Origin of the sequence: Bacillus sp. AFS088145 (genome assembly GCF_002564465.1) — a bacterium.
GTDB lineage: Bacteria > Bacillota > Bacilli > Bacillales > Bacillaceae_G > Gottfriedia.
In genome coordinates, this window is the sequence record NZ_NUUX01000027.1 from 41,013 (window position 1) to 53,751 (window position 12,739).

9 protein-coding genes are annotated in these 12,739 nt (G+C 29.7%); 7 read left to right on the forward strand and 2 right to left on the reverse strand.

Annotated features, from left to right (window positions below; all coding sequences use genetic code 11):
* The first annotated feature begins 282 nt into the window (after nt 1-282).
* Complete coding sequence (locus COI44_RS17235) at nt 283-3,453, forward strand: ATP-binding cassette domain-containing protein (RefSeq protein WP_098429027.1); 3,171 nt, start codon at nt 283-285, stop codon at nt 3,451-3,453.
* 732 nt (nt 3,454-4,185) lie between these two features.
* Nucleotides 4,186-4,767 carry a MerR family transcriptional regulator gene (locus tag COI44_RS17240; RefSeq protein ID WP_098429028.1) on the forward strand — a complete coding sequence of 194 codons (582 nt, stop codon included), beginning with the start codon at nt 4,186-4,188 and terminating at the stop codon, nt 4,765-4,767.
* A gap of 663 nt (nt 4,768-5,430) precedes the next feature.
* Here COI44_RS17240 and COI44_RS17245 read toward each other — a convergent pair.
* Nucleotides 5,431-6,345 (reverse strand): DMT family transporter, encoded by a 915-nt coding sequence (locus COI44_RS17245; protein ID WP_098429029.1) that lies wholly within the window; start codon nt 6,343-6,345, stop codon nt 5,431-5,433.
* A gap of 917 nt (nt 6,346-7,262) precedes the next feature.
* Here COI44_RS17245 and COI44_RS17250 point away from each other — a divergent pair.
* Nucleotides 7,263-7,814: an NADPH-dependent FMN reductase gene (locus COI44_RS17250; RefSeq protein ID WP_069032587.1), complete on the forward strand. Its 552-nt coding sequence runs from the start codon at nt 7,263-7,265 to the stop codon at nt 7,812-7,814.
* 64 nt (nt 7,815-7,878) lie between these two features.
* Here the strand turns inward: COI44_RS17250 and COI44_RS17255 are convergent, their stop codons facing one another.
* Nucleotides 7,879-8,505: a trimeric intracellular cation channel family protein gene (locus COI44_RS17255; protein WP_098429030.1), complete on the reverse strand. Its 627-nt coding sequence runs from the start codon at nt 8,503-8,505 to the stop codon at nt 7,879-7,881.
* Nucleotides 8,506-8,677: 172 nt separating this feature from the next.
* Between COI44_RS17255 and COI44_RS17260 the strand changes: the two genes are divergently transcribed.
* From COI44_RS17260 to COI44_RS17275, 4 genes are all read left to right on the forward strand, one after another.
* Complete coding sequence (locus COI44_RS17260; RefSeq protein WP_098429031.1) at nt 8,678-9,898, forward strand: serine hydrolase domain-containing protein; 1,221 nt, start codon at nt 8,678-8,680, stop codon at nt 9,896-9,898.
* 215 nt (nt 9,899-10,113) lie between these two features.
* The gene (locus COI44_RS17265) at nt 10,114-10,698 is read left to right on the forward strand and encodes an undecaprenyl-diphosphatase (RefSeq protein ID WP_179887164.1); all 585 of its coding nucleotides are present in this window, start codon (nt 10,114-10,116) and stop codon (nt 10,696-10,698) included.
* Between the two features lie 27 nt (nt 10,699-10,725).
* Complete coding sequence (locus tag COI44_RS17270) at nt 10,726-11,400, forward strand: response regulator transcription factor (RefSeq protein WP_098429033.1); 675 nt, start codon at nt 10,726-10,728, stop codon at nt 11,398-11,400.
* Nucleotides 11,375-12,730 carry a sensor histidine kinase gene (locus COI44_RS17275; RefSeq protein ID WP_142329276.1) on the forward strand — a complete coding sequence of 452 codons (1,356 nt, stop codon included), beginning with the start codon at nt 11,375-11,377 and terminating at the stop codon, nt 12,728-12,730. The genes COI44_RS17270 and COI44_RS17275 overlap by 26 nt, the downstream gene beginning before the upstream one ends.
* Nucleotides 12,731-12,739 lie beyond the last annotated feature (9 nt).

Here is a 12,739-nt window from a genome sequence, read left to right on the forward strand (position 1 = left end):
TAGCGCTTACATAATATAAAACTACCAAAAATGGAAAGTATTGTCTATAATTTTTGAAATAAAATTTCAAAAAAATCTAAAAAATCAAGAAATTAAATTTCGGTTTTTGATAGTTTTGTGAAATCCCTCAAATATAAAATTTTATCATCCACGTTCTATAGCTTGGATTGTCTTAAATTGATAAAATATTGATTGTAAGTAAAATTGCAGAAATTAAAGGTCATATAAGGAAAGAGCATACATAATTTATTCAAATTTCACGAGAGAAGAGAGGATAAGAATTTGAAAATTAGTCAATTAATTGCAAATAATATTAATAAATTAGATGCAATTTTACCTGAGAATCAGTCATTGGGAATTGCTGGATTATCTGGTTCTGGTAAAACAACTTTTTGTCAAACAATTGGTGAGGAGTCAAAGAAACGTCTGATGTCTTTACTTCCAAAAGCTGAATATCAATATTTATTCCCAAACATAATGGAAACAAATTTTAGTGCGATTAAGATGGAAGAAATGCCATTAGTACTGTTTCTTGGCAAATCATCCATTTCTACGAATCCACGTTCAACACTTGGAACACATACAGGTGTTTTTAAGGACATTCGTGTACGTCTTGCAGAAAAGTTTAATCTTTCTCCAGAAGTTTTTTCGTTTAATAATGAATTAGGCTGGTGTCCGGATTGTAAAGGTCGTGGAATTACAAAAAATATCGAATGTAAAAAGTGTAAAGGAAACCGCTATAATCAAAAAATTGAAGAATATACAATTGAGTTATTTGATCGTCCACATTCTATTTCAGATATTAATAACTTAAGTGTAGAGACAATTTTATCACTAGCAGAAGAATTACAAATTAGTGAGGCGAAACAGCATTTGCTAAACAATATAACCAAAATGAATATTGGCTATTTATCCTTAAATCGAATAACAGGAACATTATCCGGTGGAGAAATAACTCGACTTTATTTAGCCGAATTTATGGCAACTAGTGAAAATACTGTTATTATCATCGATGAAATTTCAGTTGGTCTTGACCATGATACTTTAAATAGAATATTAGACGAGATAAAAGAATTAGGATTTAAAAATCAAATATGGTTAATTGACCATTCCGATACTGTGCTAGATGCAACAGATGATCAAGTGTTTTTCGGACCTGGAAGTGGTAAATATGGCGGGAAAATTGTTGAAGAATCTCCACGACCTAAACCGATTTATTGGGAAAGAAACGAGACTTTATCAAATGAGTTCTATGAGTTTAAAGATCTTCATTGTCGTAATATCCAAATTCAAGAAATTCAAATTCCTAAAAATAGACTAGTAACATTTACTGGAGAATCTGGATGTGGTAAATCTACTCTAGTAAATGAATGTATGTCAAAAGACTTCTTAAAACGATACCCAAAAGATAAATTAGTGATGGTAGGTCAGGATCGAAACCAATCGATTACAAGCCGATCAACAGTTGCTACATTCTTAGATATAAAAAGAAAGTTAACAAAATATAGTGAAGAAATAGATGATATTTTCCTGCGTTCAATCGAGGATATCATTGAAGAACTACCAAAAGAAGACATTGCTCATAAACGATTAAGCTTGTTAATCAAACTTGGTCTTGGCTATCTTACGCTAGAAAGAAAAACACAAACACTATCAACTGGAGAATTTCAATGTGTACATTTAGTTTCTGAACTATTTTCTAATGCAAGAAACCCGCATACACTTTTCATTTTTGATGAACCTTCAAAAGGATTATCACAAAATATATTAAATCAATTTATAGATAGTGTTCGAGAAATTCTAAAAGATGAATCAATTTCTATTATGATGATTGAACATAATGCTTACATGTTAGAAAGTTCGGATTATATTGTTGATTTTGGGAAAAGAAAGATTACTCCAGTTGAACATCTTGAAGTTGTAAATCATGACGATTATTTTAATCATATAAAAAAGGGTCATGAAAAGTCTCAGGCGCAAATTTCATCTTCACTTAAAGTACAAAAGGGAGTTCAATATTTACAAGAAAATAATATAAATTATTTCAAAAATGCAGAAAACATATATAAAGGTGGAATATTAAAAAGTCTATCTTCGATGGCACGACTTATTTATGGAGAATATGAATCTGATGCTATTCTTCCTGTTATTGCAATTGATTTAGAAAGACATTTATATAGTCAATATACATTTTTATATGAGATCGGCGGACTAATCAATCAAATCGTTGCTTCACATCCATCTAATAAGGATACAAGAAGTTTTGACTTTTATAACCAAGAAAATCATTGTCCATCCTGTTCTGGCCGTAGAGTAATTGAGAAGTTTGATATTGATGTAGTCATACAAGATAAAACAGTACCTTTTTGGGAAGGTTTATTACATTCAGATGTAATGGAAGTTTTAAAATATTTCCAATATCCTAAGATACAGTTCCTATTTGATGAAATAAAAAATGAACTTGGTCAAGACATTAGTAAAAGCTTTAATGAGATGTCAGAAGCAGAAATGCATACTTTTTTATATGGATACTATGAAAAATCTTTTTATGATAAAGCTGGAAAGACACAAAGATTATGGGAAGGCTTTAATACGATTATCGGTCGATATATGTCCATTTCAAAATCGGCTATAAAAGAACAAATGAAGGCTTCCAAAGAGCAAATTACATGTCCTATTTGCGAAGGAACAATATTAAACCACCACAAAAAATTAAAGTTTGGCAAATTTGATATTCGTGAAATCATCAATCAACCTATAGATCAAGTAATTAAAACAGTTGGTCAGCTAACAGTCCTAGAAGAAATAAAATCGATTGTTGGTGGAGAAACAACATTAACAATAGAAGTTTCATTACTATCTCGAGAACAACAGGTTGCTTTAAAAATGCTAGAAATAAAACAAGCAAGCTTCGTTGGATATGAAGTAGTATTACAAAATGCTTTACCGTTTTGGGATCATGTTAAGACGAATATTGAAGAAATAAGCTATAAAAACTTAGTAACGATAACTGATTTCAAAGATCTATATGAGACTAGAGAAGATATGATAGACAAATATTTTACAAATGGTAAATTCAAAAAACTAACCTATGTTTACGAAGCATTTGGATATAAAAAAATCGTTACACTAATTAATAAAGTAAAAGCAAGTAACCCTTGTCCGTTCTGTAAAGGAAAGAAAGTAATTTCTGAAGATAATTTACATGACGGAGTATATAAATTAACAATACCATGCGTTAGTTGTTTAGCTAGTGGAATCAATGAGAGTGGACGCCAACAACTTGTTGAGGGCATTGCTGTTCAAACATGGCTCACTGGTAAGGTAAGTGAAATAGTTCCTGAAAATCAACTAACTGAAGAAGCTAAAGATATACCGATATTTAATCGCATAAGAGAACTAAATAAACATGATATGATGGCAGTTTATCAATGTTTAATTCAAAATAATTAACAATAAAAAAAACTCATTTTCAAAGATCGGTTTGAAATGAGTTTTTTATTTTGGAGCTAAAAAAATATGTGTCAATAAAACAGCTAAAATTGTTGAAAAATTTTCATAGAATAATGTTCACACTTTATACATGGTCATAAAAAAGAATACTTAGTATGATTAAACTGTAGCAAAAAACGAATTTTCTAAAAATATATTTTTAAAATAACAATATTATATTTGAAAGTAGGAGATATGATGAATCATTTAAACTTAGGTAGGAACTTAAAAATATCAGCGGGTTTAACAGTATTTGTAGTATTCTTGATGACATATCTTTTAAACTAAAATATTGTATTTTGCTTAATAATTTGATTTGAAAACTCATTTGTTAAAAATTCAAATGAGTTTTTTATTATATTTCTTTATAAATAAAGAAACTATTATATCATTTCAATCGTATTAAAATAGAACTGTAAGAATGCCTTTACACAATATAAAAATCAGACAACTCTGCTGATATTGAATTAACTGTTTATTATAAATACGTTACTTTTAATAAATTACGATAGAAAAAATTAAATAGAGAATCACACTTAAGTAGTGGTCCTCTTTTATACAAATTCATTTATTCGCTCATCAAATCTTTCTCTTTCAATTAACTCTGATGCTAAATTCGATAAACCTTTTTCAATGCAAAAAGGAGATAGCATGCCAGTATAGAATATAAGCATTGTAAGGAGTGTGAGGGGCATGATAGACGGAGATGTAATATTAACTAGTACTCAAATTAGAGAGCAGTTGGAGTTGAAACCAAGCACCTTCAGAAAGTATCAGGACATCTTAGAGAATGTTGGTTATACAATCAAGAAGAATAGTAGAGGACATCGACAATATTCAAATTATGATGTCTTGATCTTCGAAAAACTAATTGAATTAAGTAAGCATGATGGTATGACGTTAGAGAAGTCTGCGAGAATGATAAAAGAGCAAACCAATAGATTAATACCTCATACTGACATGATAGTCGAAGAAAAGTCTTTAAACTTAACAGAGCACCTAATACAGATAAACAATAAACAACAGTTGCAAACAATTGGAAAACTAATGAATGAAATGGAAGAAAGACTTTCTAAAAAGATGGATCTACAACATAAAGAAGTATTAAAGCAACGAGAAAAGCAGACTAGTTTACTGTTAGAAGAATGGAGAGAACAAAGAAAACAAGATCAACAACTGTTATTAGAAACGGCAGCCACTCAAGAAAAGAATTCATTACGAAAGAAAGTAAGTGAAAAAATAGAAGAATTAAAAAAATGGTATTTCGAAATATGAGCTTATATTACATTCTAGCGATTTCGCGTTGCTTTTGTCGTTGGAATGATAATAGCCATCTTATACGGAATTTTACACTTAATAATTAATAGCAGAAATTAGGGAGCACTTAAAACAAGTGTTCTTTTTATTTATCTCAAATTATTATGTAAACTTGTTTTTAATTGATCATTCTAGTACCCTTATTAAGTTCAAAAAATGCAGTTGAGGTAAGGTTACTCTTCATGAATAGACGAAATGGCTTGTAATCAAATATTACAAAAACAGAACATACATTCTGGTATTTTGAATATACTTATGGTAAAATTAGGTAGAGTAGGGTTGTGGTAGGTGCCTTTCTTCGCTAAGAAGGGAGGTGAGAATGTGACTGGTTATGAGATTGCAAATTTAATTATTCAATGTGTTGGGATAACTGCAACTGTAATCTTAAGCATAATCGGTATTATCATTTCTATTAGCAAAAAAAAATAACCACCCTACCCCTCGAAATGGTTGTGGTGATTATTTCTTCACTGGATCCGAGGAAAGCAACTTTACCAATTACTACTCGGAAGGGATGTGTTCGCAGCACATCCCTTTTTAGTATATTCATTATGACTCCATTATAGTCCTTTTAGGATAGTTTGACAATGAAGTTAAAGTTCTTTTTGACTGAATGAATTGTTAATTTGCAATTTTCTCATTTGAATTTTGCAATACCTTCTTCGGTGAATTCAGTAAAAGTATTAAAGCGATACCTAAAAATGTCATGAAAATTCCAATTACTTGGGTTGGTGTAGGTTTAAATCCTGTTATGACTGTATCTAAAACAATGGCTACTGCAGGATCTAAAAATGTTAACACAGCTATCATATTAGAAGGTAAAAATCGAATATTCCCAAAGAATAATGCATAAATAACGCCTGTATGAACAAATCCAATAATCAAAATAAAACTCCAGTTTTCTAGATGCAAGTTTTGAAAAGAATCAAATTTAACAAAAGGAATTAAAAGTAGACACCCTAATGTTGTCTGAAGTAAAGTCGTAAAATATGAACTTGTTTGTGTAATCCCTTTATTCACAATCATTAATAATCCATAAAAGATTGCCGCAAGAAATGCCCAGATGACACCAGACGAAAGAAATTTATCAAGTGTAAAATCATTATTAATACCAGATAAAAGAATTGAGCCGATAAAACTACTTAAAACGCCAAGTAAAGGTACTATCGTAATTTTTTCTTTATAAATTAAACTACCTAATAAGAATAAAATTACGGGAGCTAAGTAATAAATTGAAACTGAAATTGTAACTGATAAATTCTCAAATGATTTAAATAAAAATACCCAATTCAAAACTAATAGGATCCCACTAAATAATGAAAGAGTTATATCTTTTTTATTAAATATTTCTTTTTTAGCTAACCCTGAAAAATACCAAACAGAAAATAAAAAAATACTTGCAAAAACACATCTAATAAAAACTAAATCAATGGCTTTTAGGCCTGTTTTAGGAGCGACGAAACCTACTGTGCCAAAAGTAGCCATTGCAATAATGATACTAATTGTCGCCTTTTTATTTACTGCCAAATTCCCCAATATGTATCACGTCCATTCCTAGTTTAATTTAAATATTCTGTCAAATAAGTATATACTAAACTTTAGTGTTATATCAATCGAATAAATCATGGATCAGGTAATACCTTTCTCATAGGGTATTCTTGAGAGAAAAAGTCAGGAAGAAGAGATTTACTAACTTATAGGGGGTTCATGAGGAAGTAAAAAGGCAAGAAAGTGAGACATACTTCCTCATAAAGGGTTCATGAGGAAGTAAAAAGGCAAGAAAGTGAGACAAACTTCCTCATAAAGGGTTCATGAGGAAGTAAAAAGGCAAGAAAGTTAGACATACTTCCTCATAAAGGGTTCATGAGGAAGTAAAAAGGCAAGAAAGTGAGACATACTTGATCATAGAGTGTTCATGAGGAAGTAAAAAGGCAAAAAGATGAGATAAACTTCCTCATAGAGTGTTCATGAGGAAGTAAAATGGCAAAAAGATGAGATAAACTTCCTCATAGAGTGTTCATGAGGAAGTAAAAAGGCAAAAAGATGAGACATACTTCCTCATAAAAGGTTCATGAGGAAGTAAAAAGGCAAAAAGATGAGATTTACTTCCTCATAAAGGGTTCATGAGGAAGTAAAAAGGCAAAAAGATGAGATATACTTCCTCATAAAAGGTTCATGAGGAAGTAAAAAAGCAAAAAGATGAGATTTACTTCCTCATAAAGGGCTCATGAGGAAGTAAAAAGCCAGAAAGCTAAGAATTCTTTACTCATAAGAAGTTCATAATAAATCCCACGCCTTTTAAGAGATTCAAAATCGAAGTTTTCATTAAATTCTGTTTAAATTAATAGGCAAATAAATAGATTTCATTTATACTATAATTTGTAGTTTTAATGAATTATTGGTAAAAATTTGTCAATATTTGACAACTATTTTAAATAGTGAGGGGAATTTAAATGAATATCGTAGTAGTAAATGGTTCACCTAGAGCAAATGGTCGAACTAGATTCTTAGCAAAACAAATCGCAGATTCTAATAATTTTACAAATTTAGATTTAGCATTTGAACAAGTTCCTCTTTATAACGGGGAAGCTGAACAAAAAGAAATAGAAGCAGTTAAAGCAATTAGAGAATTACTAGTTAAAGCTGATGGAATCGTTATTTGTACGCCAGAGTACAATAATGCGATGAGTGGAGCTTTAAAAAATCTAGTTGAACTATTAGGCTCTGAGCCATTTAAGAAAAAGCCAATTTCATTATTAGCAGTAGCTGGTGGTGGAAAAGGTGGTATAAACGCTTTAAATAGTATGAGAACTGTAATTCGTGGAGTATATGGAAATGCATTACCAAAACAACTAGTTTTAGATCCAGTTGATTTTGAAAATGATACAGTTGTGAAGCCTGAAGCTTTTGCAAAAGTAGCTGAAGTAATTGATGAATTAAAAGAATATGTACAAAAAGAAATTTTATATAAAGAATACATAGAATCAAATAGTGTTTCTAAGTAATAAAAATGGTCCTAATCAATTATTGGTTAGGACCATTAAAAATAGCTTAACATTTTTGTTAAGCTTATAGTAAAAACGATTTATCATTTACCTTTCTAATAGGAAAGTTTACTTTGTATCGTACAGCGATCATTCTAATTGCAGTTGTAATTAGAAAACAAATATACAAAGATTGCAGTTTAGTAAATTCACCATGTGTAAACAAAATTGTTATAGAGCCAATAATTGCTGCAATTGCATAAATTTCTTTACGGAATACAAATGGAATTTCTCTTGCGAATACATCTCGCATAATTCCACCACCAATTCCAGTAATTAAACCCATCGAAATAATTAAAAAAGAACCTTTTAAACCGTGATCAATTGCTGAATATGAACCAACAGCAGTAAAAACACCTAAGCCAATTGCATCAGTTATGATTAAAGTTGATTGGAACTGCATTGTTCGTTGATAAAATAACCATGTTACAATTGAAACGACTGTACTTACGATAAAGTATTGAGGTTTTGCGAAAGCATTAGGTACCGTTTGACCTAAAATAATATCACGAATTAATCCTCCGCCAAGCGCAGTACAAGCTGCTAAAAAAACAACACCAAATAAGTCCAATTTCTTTTGAATACCAACCAAAGTACCAGAAATGCTAGCAGCTATAATCCCTGCATAAACAAAAACCTCGATCAAAATCATCCATTCTATCCCCTTAATTCCATTTTCTATGATTCATTTTAGCAACAGGTAGGGACTATTACAATATTAAAATAACTTTGAAAACGCTTCATTTAAAAAAATTTTTTTACATAAAAAATTTACAGTATTTTACATAAAATTCACTTGAAATTTATTGATTGGAGAGGTTGAAATGCATAACGATATTAAACAACATAAAAATAAAATTGTTTCAAAAGAAATTCAATTAATAATGGACAAATTTAATATTGTCGGGTGTCAAGCTGCTGCGGTTTTAAAAGATAAACTGATTTGGTCTGATGCTTATGGTTATCGAAAATTAGAAACAAAAGAACTAGTTACAGAAAATACGATGTTTCGAATTGCTTCTATTTCAAAACTTTTTACTGCTACAGCAATCATGCAATTAGTCGAAAGAAAATTAATAGATTTAAATCAAGATATTAGTCATTATTTAGGTTTTAAAGTAAGAAATCCTAAATTCCCTAATTCTTATATTACGTTGAGACAAATTTTAACTCATACATCTTCACTTAACTCAGACGATGCTTCAAATAGTGTTTATGCAAAGTACATTAAAGATGGACATTCAAATTTTTCTTTACAACTTACAGAATTATTAGATGAAAATGGAAAGTATTTTACGAGAGAAATATGGGGGGATTGGAAACCAGGAGATCAATGGATGTATTCAAACATTGGTGCGATCATATCTGGTGCAATTATTGAAAAAATCACTAATTTACGATTTGATCAATATATCAATCAAAATATTTTTGAACCCTTAGAAATGAAGGATGTTGCTTTTTCGTATTCTAATTTTAATAAAAGCCATGAACTAGCAAACATTTATGAAAAAAATAAAGATACAAACGAATATAAAGTATCAATTGATGATGTTAGGCAGAGTGGATATTCGAAAACTCATTGGGATCAATACATCATTGGTAATCATGGAGGATTATTTGAACCTCAAGGTGGACTAAGGACATCCGCAGTTGAATTAAGTAAATTTTTACGGGCACATATGTTAAATGGGACTATAAATGGACACCTAATTCTTGAACAAAAAACGTCAAAATTAATGAAATCAATTCAATGGTCTAGAGTAGAAAACAACCACTTTTTTAGTAAAATGGGGATTGGTTTTCATATTAGCCACGACTTTTTACAGGGTTACAAAGAAATGATCGGGCATGCGGGTGAAGCATACGGATTAATCAGCAACTTATATTGGCATGAAGAAGAACAATTTGGCATAATTTTTATTTTGAACGGAAGTCAGTTTGACTTATCTGAAAATTCAAGATTTGAAGTAGAAAAAGAATTAGCAGAAGTTATTTATAAACATGTTATTGAAGAACGTTTATTAAAACCGAAGTATGGTAAATAATTAAAAAAACTACAATTTTTTATTTATGTTCGATCGTGGAGTAAAAATACTTTCTATTAGACTTAAATTGTTTGAATAACGGTAGTATCAGTTAAAAGGTCTATTTACAATAGGTCTTTTTTATTTTTAATATAAAATCACAACTAAATTTTCATCAATTTTTCATAAAACTTTTATATAATAATTTCCGATCAAAAAAAATGGAGGAAATTTTAATGAACTACTTAATATTTAAATTAATAAATAGTTTTGCAGGCATTTGGCCTGCATTAGATAATGTAATGATATTTTTATCTAAATCTGCCATTTTAATCGTAATAGGACTATTATGTTATTTATGGATTCAAAAAGGTAGCGAACGTAAGTATACAGCTTTTTATATCGGTTTAACACTTATATTAGCACTAGGTGGTAACTTTATTATCCATCAATTTTATTACCACGCGCGACCATTCGTTAATCACCATGTGACGAAGCTGATTACACATTCATCTGATTCATCTTTTGTAAGTGATCACGGGACATTAGTATTTTCTACTGCGCTTATTTTATTGTTTAGAAAAGATCGTTTAGGGTTGATTTCATTGGTTTGGGCGATATTAGTTGGTATTTCAAGAATCTTTGTTGGAGTACATTATCCTTTTGATATAATTGGTGCATTTATTTTGGCTGGTATAGTTGCAATTGTTGTTTTAAAAACATCATCATTAACGGAACCGTTAATGAAAATATTATTAAAAATTTATGAAAGAATAATAAACAAGTTACCATTTAATACGAAAAAGAATTTAAGTTCCTGATTAAGAACTTAATAGAGGAGACATTTATTGAAAATTTTATTTGCTGAAGACGATCAAAAACTAGGAAAAATGACAACCCATTTGTTAAAAACACAAACTCCATTTCAAATCGAATGGACAACTAATGGGAAGCAAGCATTGGAGTTAGCTACCCATTATGATTTTGATTTACTTATTTTGGACTGGATGTTACCTGAGATTAGTGGTTTAGAAATATGCAAAATGCTTAGAAGAGATGGATTTAAAGGACCTATCTTAATGTTAACAGCGAGAGATAGTATTAACCACCGTGTTGAAGGATTAGAAGCTGGAGCGGATGACTATTTAATCAAACCATTTGATTTTAGTGAACTTGCCGCAAGAATTAAAGTACTTAATCGAAGGAATTTTGCTCCACTTCAAGATGAAATAATCACGATTGAAGACTTAACATATAATCGGACAAACTTTAGTTTATGTAGAGGCAATGAACAAATAATTTTAACGCAAAGAGAATTACAATTATTTGATTTATTAGTAAAAAATAGAGGGATTGTGCTAACTAGAGAAGTTATTTTTGAAAGAGTTTGGGGAATTGAATCAGAGGTAACAAGTAATGCCGTTGAAGCGTATGTAAAAAATCTAAGAAAAAAAATTGATCCACCAGATCAGAAAACTTATATAAAGAGTGTTAGAGGTGTTGGATATACAATCGAAAAATGAGATCTCATTATTTCAACAAATTAGCAAGCGATTAACATTTTTCAATCTTAGAATTTTAATGATTTTTATTATTTTATTTAATATTTCAGTAGGAATTGTATTATCGTTTTACATTTACTTAGACCAAAAGAGTGATCTTATTACAGTATTAAAGCAAGAGATAAAAGAAGTAAAAATGAGTGCTGCATCTCAAGGTCCAAATGATGATAATACTCAAAAAAAACATAAACGTAAAAATGTTTATTTTAATTATTTTTTAAATAAAAATAACGGATTTGAACTCTATGATGAAACCGCACCTGGGTATACAAAGGATATAGAAAAAGTTTTAAAACAGATTAATCCAAATCATAATAAAGTTGTTATTAAACGAATTGCACCTAATGATAAAGAAGAACTAAATTTAATGATTGCTGCAGAAAAGGTATATGATTCATCAAATCATTACCTCGGTACAATCTATAGTGGTAAAGATTTATCGTCAGTTATTTATTTAATAAAACAGTTTATCAGTATCTCATTTTTACTCTCAATTATCTTTTGTTTTATGGCGTACTACTTCGGCAAGAAAATTACAAATCAGGCAATGGAACCAATTATTGCATCTTATAAAGAACAACAAGAATTTGTAGAAAATGCTTCACATGAACTAAGAACACCATTATCTGTATTACAAGCTGGTATTGATGTATTAAGCGTTGAACAAGATCGTCTATCTGATTTTGGAAAAGAAACCTTATCCGATTTAAAAAAGGAATTAAGTGATACACGAAATCTAGTTCATCAATTACTGTTTCTAGCAAGACTTGATCATAAACAAATAGCCAAAGTTAATATTGAAGAATTTAGAATCGATGTCTTTTCTGAACAAATTCAAAAAGCATGGCAATATAAAGCATCAGAAAAAAACCAATTAATAAAGCTATTAAATGATGAGAAATTTATTGTAAAAACAAATCAAGAAAGTTTGAAACAATTGATTAATATCTTTGTTGATAATGCGATTAAATACTCACAAGACGAACGTATTATTTCTTTAAATTACTACGTAAGATCAGAAAAAAAAGCAAACTATTTCTATTATGAAATAAATGATAAAGGTATTGGAATTGCAAAAGAGCTTCAAGACAAAATATTTAATCGGTTTTATCGAATTGAAGAGCATAGGTCAAGAGATGAAGGGAATACTGGACTCGGGTTATCAATCGCAAAATCGATTATTGAGTCTTTAAATGGAGAAATTATCGTTAATAGCGAATTCGGAAAGGGTAGCAGTTTTAAAATTAAAATTCCGATATCAAATTTATTTCAAATTAAATCAAAAATATAGAAAAAATTT